This window comes from Streptomyces sp. NPDC005808 (assembly GCF_042871385.1).
Lineage (GTDB): Bacteria > Actinomycetota > Actinomycetes > Streptomycetales > Streptomycetaceae > Streptomyces.
Genome location: NZ_JBIAIK010000002.1, coordinates 665055 through 684336, shown reverse-complemented (window position 1 = coordinate 684336; position 19282 = coordinate 665055). Strand labels below are relative to the sequence as shown.

The window sequence follows — 19282 nt, the reverse complement described above, 5'->3', positions numbered from 1 at the left end:
TCCGTAAGACCTCGGCGGAGCCGGGCCGGCCGCCGTCCGCACATTCGGCTTCGGGTCATCCCTTATGGAAATCCATCGCTTTTATTTACGTCAAGAGGCGTGCGCCCTACAGTGCCACGAGGCACCGGGACGACGGGATAAAACGGTTGATCACCCCCGCGACGGCCGCGCACAGCCCGCCACTTGAGGTCCGTAAGTCCAGAAGATGGACATACGGGACGGAGTTTTGACAGGCGCTTGACAAATTCACCGGCCTTCGCGAACATGCAAAACATCTGCAGATTGCTGCAAATATCGCATTGCAGCACGCAATTGCTGATTGCTGCCTCCGGTTTCGCATCCAGTACGGCTGATGCACTCGGCAAGCGCGGCCGACGCGCGCCCATGCCTGACAACCCGCACGTCAGGAAGGAAACCCCCCATGTTTCGGCGCCCTCGCGCAGGGCTGAGAATGCTCACTGCGCTCGCGCTCATCCTGGCCGGAGCCGCCACGGCGGCGCCCACGGCCACGGCCTTACCGGCGGATCTCCCGCCGGCCGACTACCAGCAGGTACAACTCGCCTCGGGAGCAGCCGAGACGGGCGAGCCGATGTCGCTGACCGTGCTGCCCGACCGGTCCGTCCTGCACACCGCGCGGGACGGCACGATCCGCTACACCGACGCCGCGGGCAACACCAAGCAGGCCGCCAAGCTGGACGTCTACACCCATGACGAGGAGGGCCTGCAGGGCATCGCGGCCGACCCCGGATTCGCCACCAACCGGTACGTCTACGTGTACTACTCCCCCAAACTCAGCACCCCCGCGGGCGATGCCCCCACCACCGGAACCGCCGCCGACTTCGAGCCCTGGAAGGGGCACCTGAACCTGTCTCGGTTCACTGTGAATGCGGACGGCACCCTCGACACGGCCAGCGAGAAAGTCGTCCTGGAGGTCGCCAACGACCGCGGCCAGTGCTGCCATGTCGGCGGCGACATCGACTTCGACGCGGCCGGAAACCTCTACCTGACCACGGGCGACGACACCAACCCGTTCGACTCCTCCGGCTACGCGCCGATCGACGAACGCACCGACCGCAACCCGCAGTTCGACGCGCAGCGCAGTTCCGGCAACACCAACGACCTGCGCGGCAAGCTGCTCCGTATCAAGCCGACCGCCGACGGCGGCTACACCGTCCCGGCCGGCAACCTCTTCGCACCCGGCACCGCGAACACCCGCCCCGAGATCTACGCGATGGGCTTCCGCAACCCGTTCCGGATGTCCGTCGACCGCGCCACCGGAGTCGTCTACCTCGGCGACTACGGTCCCGACGCGGGCACCACCGACGCGACCCGCGGCCCGGGCGGCCAGGTCGAGTTCGACCGCGTCACCGAGCCCGGCAACTTCGGCTGGCCGTACTGCACGGGCACGAACACCACCGGTGAGACGTACAACGAGTACACCTTCCCGAGCGGCCCCTCCGGCGCCAGGTACGACTGCGCGGGCGGACCGGTCAATGACTCCTTCCGCAACACCGGCCAGGCCCAACTGCCCCCGGCGAAGCCGAGTTGGATCAAGTACGGACTCGACGGCTCGCCTCCCGAGTTCGGCACCGGCTCCGAGTCGCCCATGGGCGGCGATGTCTACCGCTACGACCCGAACCTGAACTCCTCGGTCAAGTTCCCGCAGTCCCTCGACGGCAAGTTCTTCGCCGCCGAGTACGGACGGCAGTGGATCAAGGCCATCGAGGTCAAGGGCGACGGTTCGTACGGCACGATCGAGGACGTCCCATGGGACGGCACCCAGGTCATCGACAGCGACTTCGGACCCGACGGCGCTCTGTACGTCCTCGACTACGGCACCGGCAGCGACAACCAAGGCCTGTACCGCATCGAGTACATCGCGGGCAGCAACCGCAACCCGGTCGCGCAGGCGTCCGCCGACAGGACCTCCGGCGCACTGCCCCTGAGCGTCCAGTTCTCCTCGCAGGGCAGCTCCGACCCGGAGGGTCAACAGCTCACCTACTCCTGGGACTTCGGTGACGGTTCGACGTCCACCCAGGCCAACCCCAGTCACACGTACACCACCAAGGGCACATACCACCCGACCCTCACCGTCAAGGACCCCGAGGGTCTCACCGGTAGCGCCAGCCTGGTGGTGACCGCGGGCAACACCGCACCGACGGTCACGCTGCAACAGCCCCTGGACGGGCAGCTGTTCTCCTTCGGTGACACCGTCCCCTTCAGGATCCAGGTCAGCGACCCCGAGGACGGCACGGTCGACTGCTCCAAGGTGAAGCTCACCTATCTCCTCGGCCACGACAGCCACACCCATGCCATCACCTCCACCACCGGTTGCAGCGGCTCCCTCACCGTCCCCGCCGACGGCGAACACGACAGCGCCGCCAACCTCTACGGCGTCTTCGACGCGGAGTACACCGACACCGGCGGTCTGACCACGCACTCCGTGCGCACCCTGCAGCCCCGTCATCGCCAGGCCGAGCACTTCACCGCACAGTCCGGCAACCAGGTCGTCGCACAGGCCACCGCGGAGGGCGGCAAAGCGATCGGCTTCACCGACAGCGGCGACTGGATCTCCTTCAAGCCGTACGCCCTGGCCGACGCCACCCGGCTGAGCGCCCGCGTCGCCTCGGCCGGAGCCGGCGGCACGATCGAGGTACGCGCGGGCTCCACGACCGGAACCCTGCTCGGCACGTTGACAGTGCCGGTGACCGGCGCCTGGGACGCCTACACGGACGTCTCGGCCAACCTGTCCGGCCGTCCCGCGGGCACCACCGAGTTGTTCCTCGTCTTCCGGGGCCCCACCGGCCAGGGCAACCTCTTCAACGTCGACGCCTTCACCCTGACCACCTCTTCCACCACCACCGGGGAAGGCGAGGCCTACACCTCCGCCTCGGGCGTGCAGGTCGCCAACCACGCGCCGGCCAGCGGAGGCAAGACCCTCGGACACATACACAACGGCGACTGGGCCGGGTACGCCGACGTCTCCACCGCGGGTGCCTCGACCTTCTCCGCGAAGGTGTCCTCCGCCGGCGCGGGCGGCACGGTCCAGATCCGCTCCGGCTCGGCGACCGGCACCCTGCTCGGCTCGGTGACCGTGCCGGTGACCGGCGGCTGGGAAACCTTCACCACCGTGAACACCACCCTCAACGGCACCGGAACCGGGCCGCTGTTCCTCACCTTCACCGGAGGCAGCGGATACCTCTTCGACATCGACACCTTCGCCCTCACCACCCTGACAGTGAAGGGGCAATGACATGCGCACCCTGATACGGCGGCTGCGGCGCAGCCCCGCGGCCCTCGCCCTCGCGCTGACCTGTGCCCTGGTGACACCCGTCGCCCAGGCGCAGGCAGTCCCCGACCAGCAGGCGGCGCCCTTCGACGTCCTGGTGTTCTCCAAGACCGCCGGATTCCGGCACGACGCGATCCCGGCCGGCATCAGCGCCCTGCAAACCCTGGGCGAGCAGAACGACTTCACCGTCACCGCCACCGAGGACGCCGCCGCCTTCACCACCGCCAACCTGTCCGGCTACGAGGCGGTCGTCTTCCTCAACACCACCGGCGACGTCCTCAACGCCGCCCAGCAGACCGCCTTCGAGACCTATGTCGACTCCGGCGGCGGCTACTTCGGCGTGCACGCGGCCGCCGACACCGAGTACGACTGGCCCTACTACGGCCGGCTCGTCGGCGCCTACTTCCAGAGCCACCCAGCGATCCAGCAGGCCACGGTCAAGAGCGAGGACCGCAGCCATCCTGCGACCGCGCACCTGAGCGCCACCTGGACGCGTACCGACGAGTTGTACAACTACCGCACGAATCCGCGCCCCGATGTCCGCGTCCTGCAGACCCTGGACGAAACCACCTACACCGGCGGCTTGATGGGCGCCGACCACCCCATCACCTGGTGCCACAGCCAGGGGGCGGGCCGCTCCTTCTACACCGGCCTCGGCCACACGATCGAGTCCTACAGCGACCCGGCCTTCCGTTCCCTGCTGCTCGGCGCCGTGCGCTACACGGCCGGCCAGGTCGCGGCCGACTGCTCCGCGGCGCCCAGTAACGCACCCGTCGAGGCCGAGTCCTACACGTCGGGCTCCGGCGTCCAGGCCGCGGGCCACGCACCGGCCAGCGGCGGCCAGACCCTGGGCCACATCGACAACGGTGACTGGGCCGGGTACGCCTCCGTGCCCACCGCGGGCGCCTCGTCCTTCACCGCCAAGGTCTCCTCGGCGGGCGCGGGCGGCACCATCGAGATCCGCTCCGGCTCGGCCACCGGCACCCTCCTCGGCTCGGTGACCGTCCCGGTGACCGGCGGCTGGGAGACCTTCACAACGGTCTCGACGACACTGACCGGCACCGCCACCGGTCCGCTCTTCCTGAGATTCACCGGCGGAAGCGGAGCCCTCTTCGACATCGACACCTTCACCCTCGGCACGGAGCCGCCCGCATCCACCGACCTGTCCCCGGACGTGCACCTCTTCTACTACCCCTGGTACGGCAGCCCGGCCGTCAACGGCAGTTGGCGGCACTGGCAGCAGGGCGGCCGCACACCGCCCGAGGACATCGGCGCCGACTTCTACCCGGCACTCGGCGCATACGACTCCGGCGACTACGCGGGCGCCGTCGCCCAGCACATGAAGTGGGTCGCCCAGTCCGGCGCCGGTGTCATCGTCTACAGCTGGTGGGGCCAGGGAAGTTACGAGAACCAGCTCGCCCAGGGCGTGCTCGACGCGGCGCAGAAGGAAGGCGTCAAGGTGGCCTGGCACCTGGAGCCGTACTCCGGCCGCACCGCTGCCTCGACCGTCGCGGACATCCAGTACATCAACAGCACCTACGGCAGCCATCCGGCCTTCTACCGCTCGGCCGAGCACGGTGACAAGGGGGCGTACTACGTCTTCCAGAGCCTGCGCATCACGGACTGGACGGCGCTCGACCAGGTCACGGGCACCAGCATCGTGCTCGCGCAGACCACCGACACCACCAAGATCGCGCACTTCTCCGGCCTCTACACCTACGACGGCATCGCGGGCGCCACTGCTCCCGGCTGGAAGCAGGCCGGCGACTACGCCCGCGCGAACAACCTGATCTGGGCACCGTCCGTCGCTCCCGGTTACCTCGATGACCGCGCGGTGCCGGGCAACACGACACCCACCGTCGAGCGGGCCGACGGGGCTGCGTACGACCGGCAGTGGTCCAACGCCCTCGACCCTGCGATCGGCGGCTCGCCGACCTGGGTGTCGGTCACGTCCTTCAACGAATGGCACGAAGGGAGTTCGATCGAACCGGCCGACTCCACCCCGCCCGCGGGCCAGGGCTACCAGACCTATGACGGCGCCTACGGCCTGACCGGCGAGGCGGCGCAGACGGCCTACCTGGACCGCACCGCGTACTGGGTGGACCGCTTCCAGACCGTGCTGCGCGACTGAGAAGGGGCCCTTCAGCCAGAGGCGTTCCGAGGAGGCGCCCGGTCCCGGCACTGCCGGGACCGGGCGCCCTTCGGAGTTTGTGGCGCATGAGTGCGCCTGTGGTCATCCCAGAAACGGCGAACGGCGAACGGCGGGCGCGTGGCCCGCCGTTCGGTCGTAAGGGCGTGAGATTCAGTTGGTGATGAGGTCGAACGACTCCCAGTTCCCGATCGCGGTGCGATTAGCGATCAGTGGGGCGGCTCCGGTGTTGTCGGCACAGACGTACATGCCGTTCGCCTGCGCTTTGAGGCTGATCGTGCCGTTGGAGTTCCTGATCTCCTGGAAGGTCTCCCAGGGGCCGATGGCATCGCGGTTGGCGATCAGTGGTTCGGCGCCGGCGTTCTCGGCGGTGACGTACTTGCCGTTCGCCCGCGACTTGAGGGCGATGTTCCCGTTGCCCAGATCCACCCGGTCGAACGCCTCCGCGGTGCCTGCGGCCGTCCGGTTGGCGATCAGGGGAGAGGCGCCCGCATCAGCGGCGGAGACGTACAGGTAGTTGGCGCGCGAGAGCAGGCTGACCGTGCCGGCCGGGGCTGTCGCGGTCCGCAGGCCCAGGGTGGACGCGGTGCCGCTGAGGGTCTTCGCGTCCTGGTTGGCGGTGCCGGTCAGCCGGGTCGAGGTGTACGAGGAGAGCGGCTTGGCGGTGCGCTCGACCACGTAGACCGTGTTCGCGGCCGTGGCGAAGGTGATCTCGGCGCTGGAGCTCGTGGTGAGGATCGCGCCGTCCGACACCCGACGGACCTGCACCTGCTGGCCGCTCCACGGGTTGACGACCGTGGCCTGCTTGCCGTGGAGGCTCTTCACCCCGACGTACTTGACCTCGCCCGCCTCACGCTCGGAACTGACCTGGAAGCCGTCCTTGGCCAGCAGCGTGAACTTGCCGACGAAGGACGAGTCGCCGGGCACGGCCGGGAACACCCGGATCTTGCCGTTGTAGCTCTGCAGCAGCGACTCGTTGAGCGCCGTCAGGTGCACGCCGAGGTACTCGAAGACGCCGTTGGTGTTGTTGGTCATGCCGTTGGGGTAGTTCTGGTACTTCTGCAGCATGGTCTTCATGCCCTGGTAGGCCTGGTCGCCCAGGCCCAGCCGGGCGGCCTGGACGGCGTCGTTGGACCACACGTTGCCGTAGGGGAAGGGCCGCTGGTTCCAGGTGTTGACCGCCGTCTGGTAGTCGGGGTAGCCGATGCCCGTCAGGTCGTAGGGCCAGATCAGCTCGGCCGAGACGTTCTCGTTGTTCCTGGTCTGGGAGATGGGCGGCTGGTGCGGCTGGTAGGCACCTCCCGAGACGACGTACGGAGTCAGGTTGTCGAGCACGTTCTGCCAGGTCGAACGCAGCCCCGCGTCGACGCCGAGTTGCTGACTGACCTGGATCGCCAGCGGGAACATGCTGCGTACGGCGGCCAGGTCGGTGATCGCGTCCTGGACGTTCCAGTACGTCTCGTGGGAGTTGGAGTTGGCCATGTGGTAGAGGCCTGTGGTGGCGTCGCGGGTCAGCATGGCCGAGTAGAACTTGGCGGTCTCCCGCATGAACGGATAGGCCACGTTCCGGAGGTAGTCGGCGTCGTTGGTGTACCGGTAGCGCGTGTACATGCTGTAGGCGGCTTCATAGCCGGTGGACAGGACGTTCTTGGTGTAGTCGCTGTTGATCGTGCCGCGCGCGTTGCCGTCCCAGCCCATGGTCTCCGGCACCCACAGACCGTCCACGCCGTACCGGGTCTGGGTGTACGCCTTCAGCGCGGCGTAGTTCCGGCTGTACAGGTTGTTGTGCCGGTCGATGAGGTCGGTGTGGTTGGAGGCGAAGAACGACAGATAGACGTCTCTCTGGTTCCAGTACCAATAGGCGTTGCTCCACTTGCTGTTGTCCTGTGTGGCGCGGAAGACGCCGTTGATGAAATGGGACGGGTAGTTGCCGAAACCACCCGCCGCGATCATGTAGGTGGACAGGTAGTAGACGTTCTCCAGGTAGTCGGCGTCACCGGAAAGGCCCGAGTACTGCACGAACGACTTGGCCCAGAAGGCGTGCCACCAGTTCTTGTAATTGGTCAACGTGGTGTTGTAGCCGGTGGACTTGACCGAGCTGAGCTGACTTCGGGCCTGGGCCACCGAGTCGTGGTTCGGGGCGTTGATCCGGCTCGCGGCCGTGAACCAGATCGTGTAGCTGGAGGTGGGGGAGATGGTCACCCGAACCGTCCGTGAGTCGACCACCTGCGTGGTGAACGCGGCGCCCTCGACGGTGGCCGCCAGCGTGTAGCCGAATCCGTTCGGATCCGCCTGACCGCGGCTCAGCCCGGCGACGCTCGCGTCGGCGAAGGTGGAGATCGTCTTCCAGGTGTTCAGATCGGGCACGTCGGCGATGTTGGTGACGGTGGCCGGGTCCCACATGCTCAGGTTGAACGACACGCTGGACACCCCGCTGCGCGAGTCGTCCACATGGATGCCCATCACCTCCGAGTTGGGCGATCCCATGACGGTCACGGTCCGGTTGGCGTCGTACTTGGTCACCAACGTGCCGTCGTACAGCGACAAACGCTGCTGGTACGTGGAATACCCGGTGTCCATCGCCGGGCTCGTCGTGAGGTTCACCAGCCCCGCCGCGTACGCGGACTGCTCGGACAGGTCGACTCCGGACGTCTGCATCGTCAGGCCGTTCTGGCTCCAAGCCATCGCGCCGGTACGGCCGTTGCCCACCGGGAGACCGTACGAGGCATTGGTGTTGGGCCTGTTGTAGACGATGTCGTGCTTGGCCAGATAGCTCGCGTGGTCGACGTTCAGCGCACCGCTCGCCTGGTTGAACGCGGCGTCCGTCGTCGAGGCGAGCGCCTCAGTGGCGGTTCCGCCGGCCAGCAGCCCCGCGAGGAGCACCATTGGCGGTAAGGACCGCAGGATTCTCATCACCATGAACACCCTTTCGGCGGACTGAAGCGCGCGAATTCCCGTATGGCGAAAGTGGGATGGGATTGTCATGTTCAGTTAACAAGGCACATAATTTCGCGTCAAGAGTCCGGGTGCGATTCCATTGGCCGGGCGGGCTGCACGGGAAGAGCCGTGTTCGGAAAGCCACTATTGGAAAATAATGGGCCTGACAAACGGCATCCCGATTTTCCAGATCGGCGTATGAACTCACACCCGACGGCACGCGATGAATTCCCGCAACCAGGCACCCCGGCGTTCGTTTCCGTCAGCCGCTTGCCGAAATGTCCGGTACCGGACGACTACGAGCACCTTCCGGACCTCGGCGCGGCCGGCGCGGACCCACCGCCCGGCATCCGCGTGCGGAACATGAAGTCCGTCAACCGGTACCAGTCGTCCGGCAGGTCCGGCTCAGGTCGCCGTTCACAGACGGCGCCAGCGCGCCGAGGCGAAGGAGAAGACGCCGAAGAGGATCAGCCCGCTCGCCACGGCGATCAGGAGCCATGGCCCCATCGGCGTCTGTGTGAAGCTGCGGAGCGTCGCGTCCACGCCCTTCGCCTCGTCCGGGTCGAAGCGGATCGCTGCGACCAGGATGAAGATCCCCGCCGCGGCGAACACCACGCCGCGTGACACACCGCCGCCCACGCCGAGACCGGTGACGACCTGCTTCGTACGGTGGCTCATGGCGCCGGTGTCGAGCTGCCGCAGGAATCGTCGCATGGCTGCCCGGACGGCGAGCACCGCACCGATGCCGATCAGCAGACAGCCGCCGGCACCCACCAGCACTTGGCCGTACGGCAATTCGAGCACCGAGGCCGTCCAGCCCTGCGACTGCGAGTTGCCGCTGGAGCCCTGCCCGCCCCCGCCGGCGTACTCCGCCGTGGCCCAGCAGATGGCCGCGTAGAAGACCGCCCGTCCGCCGTCAAGGGCTCGCGAGCCGGCCTTGCGTCGAGGCCCCCTGCCAAGGACAGCGCGGGACCCCCGCCACAACGCCATGCCGCCGAAGCCGACCGCCATCGCCCACAGCATCACCTTCCCGAACGGCTGTTCCGCCACCTGGGCCAGTGCGCCCTGCCGGTCAGCCGACTCTTCGCCGCTGCCGAGGGCGATCTGAATGGCAAGTGTGCCGACAAGGATGTACACCACGCCCCGTGCGACAAATCCCGCCCGTCCCGCGGCAGTCAGCGTTTCGTTCTGGGTGGCGCGGGCCGCGGACTTCGCGGCCCGGCCATGCCCTTGTGTGTGAGACGAGGTCATGACGTCCTCCCCATGGCGTGGGCGCGAGGTACGCGTCCACTGCTCTCCAGTGCCCCTGGCCGGGGAATTGATGCGCGGCAGGCGATGAGCCAGGGCCGTAGCGGAGCGGAGCGGGCCGCGCGTCGGCTCGGTCATCGGTCGCCAGTCGGTCGTCTCCGCTGGGCCCGCTGTTTCAGCGCCGTGGCACGCCGGCGAGTTCCTCGTGCACGACGCGGCCCACGAGTGCGCCGCCGAAGACGCCGACGACATCAGCGAGCAGCTGTAGCACCCGCAGGTCCCGCTCGCACGGGATCAGGCGATCCCGGTGCCCCCCACCAGCAGCAACGCCACATCCACCACCGCCACGGCAACCGCTGCCGCGAACGCCAACCGCTCCCAGCGGCGTCCCAGCACCGTCCCCGCGACCGCGATCACGACGGTCACCACGAGCGCCGCCGTTCCCCACCCGCCAGGTGCCTCGGCGGGCCCCAGCACCAGAACCGCGGACGCGGCCACCAGCGGCACCGGCAGCAGCAGGCGCGCACCGTCCGGGCCCAGCCGGTGCGGCCATCCCCGTACGCCCGTCGCCAGATCCCCGCGGATGTCCGGCAACACGTCACCCAGATGGGATCCGACGCCCAGCAACGCCCCGGCGGTGACGACCCACCAGGCCGGCCACGGGTGCCCCGGCAGCCCCAACGCGACGAACGCCGGGAGGCCCGCGAAACCCACCGCATAAGGCGCCCACGACCACGCTGTCGCCTTGAGTCGTAGGTTGTACGCCCACGCCGCGGCCACTCCGGCCAGGTGAACGGTGCCCGCCCACAGCCCGCAGGCGAACGACAGGGGCACGCACAGCACCAGAGCGGCGTACGCGGCAATCCACACGTCCGCGACACGGACCGTGCCGTCCACGACGGGTTTGCCGCGGCGGCCCGCGGCGATGTCCCGGCGCGCGTCGAACGCGTCGTTGCACCAGCCGACGGACAGCTGCCCGGTCAGCACGGCGGCGCCGGTCAGCACACAACGCGCGGCGCTCTGGCCGGCGGTGACGGCCAGCGCGGACATCAAGACGGTGACCGCGACGACAGGCCCGGGATGGCACGAGCCCGCCAGGCCGGCCACCCGGCCGGCCCAACTCGCTGGCGGGCCATCGGCCGTCGACTGCTCGGAAGTGCCCACCCGCCGATCGTAGGCGCCCGGACCGGCCCGCCCGGCGCACCGCGCCCCCGGGGCGAGCCGCCGGGGCGAGCCGCCGGGGCGAGCCGCCGGGGCGAGCCGCCGGGGCGAGCCGCCGGGGCGAGCCGCCGGACGGGCGATCAAGGGTGTCGAAATGCCGGACCGGGGAACACGTGCAGAGCAAGTCAGCCCCCTGCAGGAGCCCAGACGGGAACCGTATGACCCGGATCGCAGCTGTCCACGGTGCCCTCGCACCGCATCGTCGCGCGCAGCATGAGATCACGGACATGGTGGCCCGCACCTGCCTGCCCGAGGACACCGACCGCCGGGTCCTGGACCGCCTGCACCGCAGTACGAAGGTCACCTCGCGCCATATGACGCTGCCGCTCGATCGGTACGGCGAACTGGATGGATTCGGCGCCTCGAACGATGTCTTCATCGCCGCCGCCACCGACCTTGGTGCCCAGGCCGTCCGGGGCGCCTTGCACGCCGCCGGCCTGACCGCGGCCGACGTGGACCTGCTGATCTTCACCTCTGTCACCGGCATCGCCACCCCCTCGATCGACGCACGGCTGGTCGGCCGCCTAGGACTGCGGCCGGACGTCAAACGGCTGCCCCTGTTCGGGCTGGGCTGTGCGGGTGGCGCGGCCGGACTGGCCCGGATACACGACTACCTGCTTGGCCGGCCCGACCAGGTGGCGGTGCTGCTGTCGGTCGAACTGTGCTCGCTCACCTTCCAGCGCAACGACGCCTCGATGGCCAACCTGGTCGCCACGGGGCTGTTCGGCGACGGCGCCGCCGCGGTCGTCGCGGTCGGCGCGGACCGCCCAGGCCGCCCGGGCCGCCCGGACACGATCGCCGGTCCGACGATCGTGGACTCCCGCAGCCACCTGTATCCGGACACCGGGCGCGTCATGGGCTGGGACATCGGGGACACCGGTTTCAAGGTCGTCCTCGACCCGCGGGTCCCCGATGTGGTGCGCCGTTACCTCGCCGATGACGTCGAGGGGTTCCTCGGCGACCACGGGATCAAGCCGAAGGACGTGACCGCGTGGGTGTGCCACCCCGGCGGCCCCAAGGTTCTTCATGCCGTCACCGAGGCCCTCGGCCTTCCTGCCGACGCCCTGGAGGTGACCTGGCGTCATCTGGCCGACGTGGGCAACCTCTCCTCGTCATCGGTGCTCCACGTACTGCGCGACACCCTGGCCGGCCGCCGCCCGCCGCCGGGCACGCCGGGTCTGCTGCTGGCGATGGGGCCCGGATTCGCCTGCGAACTCGTCCTGCTGCGCTGGTAGTTCGGACCGCAGAAGGACACGAGGGACACGAGGGACACGAAGGACACGAAGGACACGAGGGACAGTGGACACATGATCTGGTACGGACTGCTGGTTGCCGCCGTCGCCGGCGAGCGCGTCGCCGAACTCCTGGTCGCCCGCCGCAACGAACGGTGGAGCACTGCCCGGGGCGCGACCGAGACCGGGCAGGGTCACTACCCGGCGATGGTCGTCCTGCACACCGGTCTGCTGGCCGGCTGCCTGGCCGAGGTGTGGCTGGCCGGCCGGCCCTTCCTCCCCGCCCTGGCCTGGCCGATGCTGGCCGTGCTGGTGGGTGCCCAGGCACTGCGGTGGTGGTGCATCCGTACCCTGGGGCCCCGTTGGAACACCCGGGTGATCGTCGTGCCCGGCCTGCCACTGGTGACGGGCGGCCCCTACCGGTGGCGGTGGCTGCGGCATCCGAACTATGTGGCCGTCGTCGCCGAGGGCGTGGCCCTGCCGCTGGTCCACACGGCCTGGGTCACCGCGGCCGTGTTCACGGTCCTCAACGCCGCCCTCCTCACCGTGCGCATCCGTTGCGAGAACCGGGCACTGGCCGCCGCGACCACGTCGACCACGTCGACCTCGCCCACTCCGGCGTGATCGACGTCCTGGTGGCCGGTGGCGGGCCCGCCGGGCTGGCCGCCGCCATTCACGCCGCGCTCGCCGGCCTGGAGACCGTCGTCGTCGAACCCCGGACCGGGCCCGTGGACAAGGCCTGCGGAGAAGGCGTCATGCCCGGCGGTGTCACCGCGCTGAAAGCACTGGGTGTCGAGGTCACCGGCCGCGAACTGCGCGGCATCCGTTACGTGGACGGCGCCGCCCGCGCCGAAGCGCCTTTCCACGGCCACGGCGGGCTGGGGATCCGCCGTACGACGCTGCACTCCGCGCTGCACCGGCGCGCCCTCGACCTGGGTGTGCGGATGCTGCCGGGCAAGGTCGGCGGGGTGCACCAGAGCGCGGACACCGTCACCGCCGCGGGCACCACGGCCCGGTGGTTGATCGCCGCCGACGGCCTGCACTCCCCTGTGCGCCGCGGCCTGGGGCTGGAGTTGCCGGGCATCGCCCATGGCCGCTACGGACTGCGCCGGCACTTCCGCGTCGAGCCGTGGACGGACTTCGTGGAGGTCCACTGGTCCGGGCACGGTGAGGCCTATGTGACACCGGTCGGCGACGACTTGGTGGGCGTCGCGGTCCTCAGCCGCAGCCGTCGCGGATACGACGAGCACCTGGCCGGTTTCCCGGCTCTCGCCGCGTCGCTGGAGGGTCCGGCCGCGACGGAGGTTCGCGGCGCCGGGCCGCTGCTGCAGCGGGTGCGGCGCAGAACCGCCGGCCGTGTCCTGCTCGTCGGCGACGCCGCGGGCTACCTGGACGCCCTCACCGGCGAGGGCATCGCCCTCGCGCTGGCGACGGCCGGGGCCGCCGTCCGCTGCCTGGCCGCCGGGCGACCGAAGGAGTACGAGCGCGCCTGGGTCCGGCTGACCCGACGCCACCGGCTGCTGACCGGCGCACTGCTGGCCGCGAGCCGCCGCCCCGCCACCGCCCGCCTCATCGTCCCCGCAGCCTCCCGGATGCCCCCGGTGTTCACGGCCGCGGTCCGCGCACTGCAGTAGCGGCCTGCCCATTCCCCGCGGACGCGGAGGCAGGGCGGAAGGCGGGCAGGCGGGCAAACGGCAGACGGGCAGACGGGCAGACGGCAGGTAGCCCCAGGACGAACCGCGGCGTCCGCCGGCGGCGGCAGCGACAGCGGCTCCCGAACATTGTGGATCACCGTGGTGATCCACTCGGCCACTTTCTGGGCGTCGGCGGCCTCACACAACAGCTCCAAGCCAACCGGGCTGCGCGGTTTCCCGGGGGCTGATCAGGCAGCGGCCGGCGCGATGGTCAGCAGCTTGCCCATGGCCGCCAGTACCGAGGGGTCCACTCGGTAGTACACCCAGGTACCGCGCCGCTCGGACGTCAGCAGACCCGCCTCCTTGAGCTTCTTCAAGTGGTGGGACACCGTCGGCTGGGAGACGCCCACGTCGGAGATGTCGCACACGCATGCCTCGCCGCCCTCGTGCGAGGCGACCGCGGAGAAAAGCCGCAGCCGCACCGGATCGCCCAGCGCCTTGAACATCCGCGCGGCCGTCTCGGCCTCCTGCGCGGAGAACGGGCGCTCGGTCAGCGGCGGGCAGCACGCTGCCACGGACTCGGATGCCGAGGGTTCGAGCAGCGGCAGCACCTTCGTATTCGACATGCATCTATGTTGACACATGTCGAACCAAGCGGGCCAGGGCGAACAACTCGGCCGCGAGCGAGGCGAGTCGGCAGGCGCCGCGCAAGCCGGAGGCCGCCGTAAGCCCCGACTCACCACCCCCGATCACCACCACATCGATCCGCTCCGCACTCCTTTCCCCTGATTCGACGAATGTCTATGTTGACGCCTATCAATACAGGTGTCATGCTGGGCCCCGTAAGACATCGACAGACGTCGAAGCAAAGGACGTCGAAGCAAAGGGGAACATCGTGGCTGTGCTCATTGACGGCGTGCGCACCACCGACCAGCTGCCGGTCGTGGTCATCGGAGCCGGCCCCATCGGCCTGGCTGCCGCCGCCCATCTCATCGAGCGGGACATCGAACCGCTGGTGCTGGAAGCGGGGCCGTCGGCCGGCCATGCCGTACGTGGCTGGGCGCACGTGCGCCTGTTCTCCCCGTGGGCCGAGGTCACCGACCCCGCCGCCGAGAAGCTGCTCGCCCCGACCGGCTGGGTCCGCCCCGACGGCGCCGCCTACCCCACTGGGGGCGACTGGGCTGTGCAGTACCTGCAGCCGCTCGCCGATGTCCTCGGCGACAAGGTCCGCTACGGCGTGACCGTGACCGGCGTGGCCCGCGCGGGGCGCGACCGGATCGTGGACGCGGGTCGTGACGAGCAGCCGTTCACCGTGCACATCCTGACCGCGGACGGCCACGAGGAGCGGATCACCGCCCGCGCCGTCATCGACGCCTCCGGCACCTGGTCCACCCCCAGCCCTTTGGGTGCCAACGGGCTGCCCGCCCTCGGAGAGAAGGCGGCGGCCGACCGTATCTCCTACCGCGTCCCCGACCTCACCGACCCCGCCGTACGCGCTCGTTACGCGGGCAGGAGCACCGCGGTCGTCGGCTCCGGCGCCTCCGCCTTCACCGCCCTGGCCCACCTCGCGGACCTGGCCAAGAACGAGCCCGGCACGCACGCGGTGTGGATCCTGCGTCGCGGGATCACCGGCTCCACGTACGGCGGCGGCGAGGCCGACGAACTGCCCGCCCGTGGCGCTCTCGGCCTGCGCGCCAAGGCCGCCGTCGAGAGCGGATACGCGAGTGCGGCCACCGGCTTCCGCACCGAGTCCGTCGAGCGCGACGCCGACGACCGCCTGGTGCTGGTCGACGAGGACGGCCGCCATCTCGACCCGGTCGACGAGGTCATCGTCCTGACCGGCCTCCGCCCGGACCTCTCCTTCCTCTCCGAACTCCGCCTCGCCCTCGACGAACGCCTCCAGGCCCCGACCGCCCTCGCCCCGCTCATCGACCCCAACGTCCACTCCTGCGGCACCGTCTACCCGCACGGCGTGAACGAACTGTCCCACCCGGAACAGGGCGTCTACCTGGTCGGGATGAAGTCCTACGGCCGCGCGCCCACCTTCCTCGCGATGACCGGCTTCGAGCAGGTCCGCTCCATCGCCGCGGCCATCGCCGGAGACCGGGAGGCCGCCGAGCGCGTCGAACTGACCCTGCCGGAGACCGGGGTCTGCGGCGGCGCCGGCCTGTTCGACGACCCCGACGTAGTGCAGAGCGGCGACGGCGGCGGATGCTGCGCGGCCCCCGCCACCCTCCAGATCGGCATCGGCGCCCCGGTCACCGCCTCCGGCGGCTGCTGAACTCCCCCACCCACCCAAGGAGGTTCGCCATGTCGTCCCGCGTACAGCTCGCCCTCCGCGTCCCCGACCTCGCCGCGTCCATCGCCTTCTACACGAAGCTCTTCGGCACCGAGCCCGCCAAACTCCGCGACGGGTACGCCAACTTCGCCATCGCCGAGCCGCCGCTCAAGCTCGTCCTGATCGAGGGCGCCGCGGGCGAGGAAACGCGTCTGGACCACCTCGGCGTCGAGGTCGACAGCAGCGAAGCGGTCCATGCAGCCAACACCCGCCTGGGACAAGCCGGCCTGGCCACCGAAGTGGAGGACGACACCACCTGCTGCTACGCCCTCCAGGACAAGGTCTGGGTCCACGGCCCCGGCCAGGAGCCCTGGGAGGTGTACGTCGTCAAGGCCGACACCGACTCCCTGGCCAAGGAACAGGGCAGCACCTGATGGCCTGGCGTCGGCTGCGCAGGAGCCGGGCAAAGGATCTTTCGACGACCCAGCGGAGGCCGTGCGGGTGGGACCGGCGAGTGGTGACTACGGGTCGTCTGACCGGGCCGGTCCCACCCAGGGCTCAGCGGGCCGGGATCTCCACGCTGTAGATGGACTCACCGGACTGCCGCTTGAGGTCGACAGTCATGGTCTTCTTGCGGGAGCTGATGCTGACGCTGCCGTAGTAGCGGCCGTTCAGGGCGAGGAACCGCTCCTCGGGGCCGAAGGTGGGCGAGAGCGGCTCGGCCTTGGTGCGCTGGCTGGAGCCGATCGGGCAGCCCACGAACTCCCACATGCCGTAGCGCGGGTACTCGATGGCCTGTGCCCAGTGCACGTCGGCGGTGAGCCAGACGACGTTCTTCGCCTTGATCTTCTGAAACTCGTCCATCAGCAGGCCGAACTCGTGCTCGTAGGCGACGTAGTCGTCCACCGGAGGCGCGGAGCGGATGATGGAAATCGGGCTGGAGGTGACGATCACCTTCCAGGTGGCTTTGGAGCGGCGCATGGAGTCGACCAGCCACTTGCGCTGCTCAGCGCCGAACAGGATCTTGTCCGGGCCGTCGGGAGCGTCCAGTGGCGAGGCGTACTGCCTGCCGTCCACCACGAACACCTCCAACTCCCGCCCCCAGCGTATGGACCGGTAGATCTGCTCCGGACCGGAGGAGATGGGCCAGTAGTCGTGGAAGGCCTCGCGGCCGATCGGCATCAGAGGCTCCGAGGGGCCGCGGAAGCCGTTCGTCACTTCGTGGTCGTCCCAGTTGACGATGAACGGGACCCGGGAGGCGAGCGTCTGGAGGTAAGGGTCCTCCCGCATCTCCTTGTACTTCGCCCAGTACATCTCGCGGCTGGTGGCCCGGCCGCTGGCCGCGGTGGCGACGTCGCCGTAGATGGTGTCGCCGTTGAAGATGAAGAATTCCGGGTTCTCGGCGAGCATCGAGGCGAACGTGGGGTACGGCGTCGGGTTCTGGAAGCCCGAGCCCGTGTCACCGCTCCAGACGAAGTGGACGTCGCTCTTGTCGTCCTTCTCCGGCGCCGTGACGAAGGTCGCGATCGGTCGTCTGACCGTGGTGTTCTCGCCCTCCAGCCGGACCATATAGAAGTACCGGGTGCCCGGCTCCAGGTCAGGCAACGTCACCTGCCCGATGAAGTCCCGCTCCGCGGTCAGCGTCACGGTCTCGCTCTGGAGGCCCTTCTGGACGGCGACCTGCGTCTCATCGGACCCGTACAGCACATGCATCGAGCCCTCGCGGCTGCCGCGCGCCCAGACCATCGCGCTGGTCGAGGTGACATCGCCGGTCACCACGCCGTGAGTCAGCCGCAGCGGCCCGCTGTCCGCGGTGGACTGGGCGGGCCCGGATTCCGCGGCGACGGCCGGCGAGCCCAATACCGACGCCGTCACGGTGCCGGCGATTGCGGCGCCGCCGGCCAGGAATCTGCGCCGATTCGTCGAGTTGTCCGTCGAGTGGCTGTCCATGCGCTCTCTCGCTCTCGTTCGTAAATTGGTCTGCTGGTCCGACCAATGAAGCTAGGCAGGTGTCGTGGCGCGCCAGAGGACCGAGAAGCAAACCAGAAGTAACGGTTGTCTGTTGATTCAGTGCTTCATGCGACGGAATCGAGTCAGCGGGTGCCGATTCATCAGGCTGAGCAGCAGCTGAACCGCGGGCAGATCGCCGTGATCGTCCTAGCCCACCTGCGGCACGACCAGCGCGTTGCCGACCTGGCCGGCACCAACCACATCCCCGCAACGGCCCGCTTCTGCGGCAGGTGTGAGCCGACCTGTTCCTCCCGCTGCCGGTCCGTACGGCCTGGCAGTCCCGGTTCACCGAGCTCGCGGCGAAGGCGGCCGCGGCATAGTGGAGGAACTGCATCGGCGGCTGATCGGGCTCGACGCGCTCTCCGAGGACCGAGGTCACGATCGACCTGACCAGACGGGGGAAGTCGTCCTCGTCAAGGACGGGACCGAAGTCGGGAAGCGGGTAGAAGGAGATCGGACGTCCCCGATTCAGACCCGGTGTCCACACCACCACTTCGACATCCGCGAAATAGCGTCGGGCCTCGCGCTCATGGTCGTCCGTCCAACCCTTCACCACACCCAAGATCCGCTCCAGCAGGAACTGGGTGGCCATATCCCCCGAGTCGCCGCCGCCCTCCAACACCGGGCCCGCTCAACGGCCCGCGCCCACAGCAACCCGAGTGCCCCCTTCACGGGACTGGTCTTCTGCAGGCCCGACGGCCGACCGCTGCGGCCCAGCGCTGTCCTCGACCGGCTCCGGCACCAGTCCGAAGAAGCTGGTGTCCCCCGGGTGACCGTTCACGACCTGCGCCACCTGGCCGCCACCCTCACCATCACTGCCGGCGTCCCGCTCACCGTCGCCTCCAAGGCCCTGCGCCACTCCACCCTGTCCACCACGGCCAACCTCTACAGCCACCTCACCCAACAGGCCGCCCGCGAAGCCGTCGACACCATCCAACAGAGCCTCACCCGGGCCGAGCAGAACGCCGGCCGCCAAGCCCTGCTGGAGCGAGTGCGATCACCACGCGACCACGTCAGGCGGCTCCGCGAAGCCCTTGACCGGCTCCGCTCCCCCACCCCACCCCGCTCCCGAACCACCGCGAACCGGCCCGGCACCCGGCCCGCGATCACACTGCGACCACCATCCCCGCAGACACGACAAAGACCGCCTTCTCATCGCTGAGAAAACGGCCTCTGACCTGCGACTTCAAAAGTCGGGACGACAGGATTTGAACCTGCGACCCCTTGACCCCCAGTCAAGTGCGCTACCAAGCTGCGCCACGTCCCGATGCCCGCCTGACCTGG

General features: G+C 69.3%; 13 protein-coding genes and 1 tRNA gene. 8 read left to right on the top strand and 6 right to left on the bottom strand.

The features are described from left to right. Positions 1–421: 421 nt before the first annotated feature. Together ACFYPC_RS06605 and ACFYPC_RS06600 are read left to right on the top strand one after the other, a co-directional pair. A complete protein-coding gene (locus tag ACFYPC_RS06605) occupies positions 422–3253 on the top strand; it encodes a carbohydrate-binding protein (protein WP_388671737.1) in 2832 nt (943 codons plus the stop codon). Position 3254: 1 nt separating this feature from the next. Next, positions 3255–5420 (top strand): ThuA domain-containing protein, encoded by a 2166-nt coding sequence (locus ACFYPC_RS06600; RefSeq protein ID WP_388671734.1) that lies wholly within the window; start codon positions 3255–3257, stop codon positions 5418–5420. Positions 5421–5591: 171 nt separating this feature from the next. On the opposite strand, the gene ACFYPC_RS06595 is transcribed toward ACFYPC_RS06600, so the two are convergent. The 3 genes from ACFYPC_RS06595 to ACFYPC_RS06585 form a co-directional block, all read right to left on the bottom strand. Beyond that, a complete protein-coding gene (locus ACFYPC_RS06595) occupies positions 5592–8324 on the bottom strand; it encodes a carbohydrate-binding protein (RefSeq protein WP_388671731.1) in 2733 nt (910 codons plus the stop codon). 468 nt (positions 8325–8792) lie between these two features. Beyond that, the gene (locus tag ACFYPC_RS06590) at positions 8793–9626 is read right to left on the bottom strand and encodes a DUF1206 domain-containing protein (RefSeq protein ID WP_388671728.1); all 834 of its coding nucleotides are present in this window, start codon (positions 9624–9626) and stop codon (positions 8793–8795) included. A 291-nt stretch (positions 9627–9917) separates the two neighbouring features. Next, a complete protein-coding gene (locus ACFYPC_RS06585) occupies positions 9918–10787 on the bottom strand; it encodes a UbiA family prenyltransferase (RefSeq protein ID WP_388671725.1) in 870 nt (289 codons plus the stop codon). A gap of 215 nt (positions 10788–11002) precedes the next feature. Here ACFYPC_RS06585 and ACFYPC_RS06580 point away from each other — a divergent pair, with 215 nt between their 5' ends. The 3 genes from ACFYPC_RS06580 (at position 11003) to ACFYPC_RS06570 (ending at position 13710) form a co-directional block, all read left to right on the top strand. Then, positions 11003–12079, top strand: a complete 1077-nt coding sequence (locus tag ACFYPC_RS06580; RefSeq protein ID WP_388671722.1) for a type III polyketide synthase — start codon at positions 11003–11005, stop codon at positions 12077–12079. A gap of 72 nt (positions 12080–12151) precedes the next feature. After that, positions 12152–12700, top strand: coding sequence for an isoprenylcysteine carboxyl methyltransferase family protein (locus tag ACFYPC_RS06575; protein ID WP_388671719.1), 549 nt, complete (start codon positions 12152–12154; stop codon positions 12698–12700). Continuing rightward, positions 12697–13710 carry an NAD(P)/FAD-dependent oxidoreductase gene (locus ACFYPC_RS06570; RefSeq protein WP_388672054.1) on the top strand — a complete coding sequence of 338 codons (1014 nt, stop codon included), beginning with the start codon at positions 12697–12699 and terminating at the stop codon, positions 13708–13710. Before ACFYPC_RS06575 ends, ACFYPC_RS06570 begins: the two co-directional genes overlap by 4 nt. A gap of 248 nt (positions 13711–13958) precedes the next feature. Here ACFYPC_RS06570 and ACFYPC_RS06565 read toward each other — a convergent pair whose 3' ends face one another. Then, a complete protein-coding gene (locus tag ACFYPC_RS06565) occupies positions 13959–14336 on the bottom strand; it encodes an ArsR/SmtB family transcription factor (RefSeq protein WP_388671716.1) in 378 nt (125 codons plus the stop codon). A gap of 269 nt (positions 14337–14605) precedes the next feature. Here ACFYPC_RS06565 and ACFYPC_RS06560 point away from each other — a divergent pair, with 269 nt between their 5' ends. Then, positions 14606–15991, top strand: a complete 1386-nt coding sequence (locus tag ACFYPC_RS06560) for an NAD(P)-binding domain-containing protein (RefSeq protein WP_388671714.1) — start codon at positions 14606–14608, stop codon at positions 15989–15991. Positions 15992–16020: 29 nt separating this feature from the next. After that, positions 16021–16422: an ArsI/CadI family heavy metal resistance metalloenzyme gene (locus tag ACFYPC_RS06555; RefSeq protein WP_388671711.1), complete on the top strand. Its 402-nt coding sequence runs from the start codon at positions 16021–16023 to the stop codon at positions 16420–16422. Between the two features lie 124 nt (positions 16423–16546). Here ACFYPC_RS06555 and ACFYPC_RS06550 read toward each other — a convergent pair whose 3' ends face one another. Then, complete coding sequence (locus tag ACFYPC_RS06550; RefSeq protein WP_388671708.1) at positions 16547–17938, bottom strand: alkaline phosphatase D family protein; 1392 nt, start codon at positions 17936–17938, stop codon at positions 16547–16549. Between the two features lie 589 nt (positions 17939–18527). Here ACFYPC_RS06550 and ACFYPC_RS06545 point away from each other — a divergent pair. Next, positions 18528–19160 (top strand): tyrosine-type recombinase/integrase, encoded by a 633-nt coding sequence (locus tag ACFYPC_RS06545; protein WP_388671705.1) that lies wholly within the window; start codon positions 18528–18530, stop codon positions 19158–19160. Between the two features lie 31 nt (positions 19161–19191). On the opposite strand, the gene ACFYPC_RS06540 is transcribed toward ACFYPC_RS06545, so the two are convergent. After that, positions 19192–19265 (bottom strand) — tRNA-Pro (locus ACFYPC_RS06540). Positions 19266–19282 lie beyond the last annotated feature (17 nt).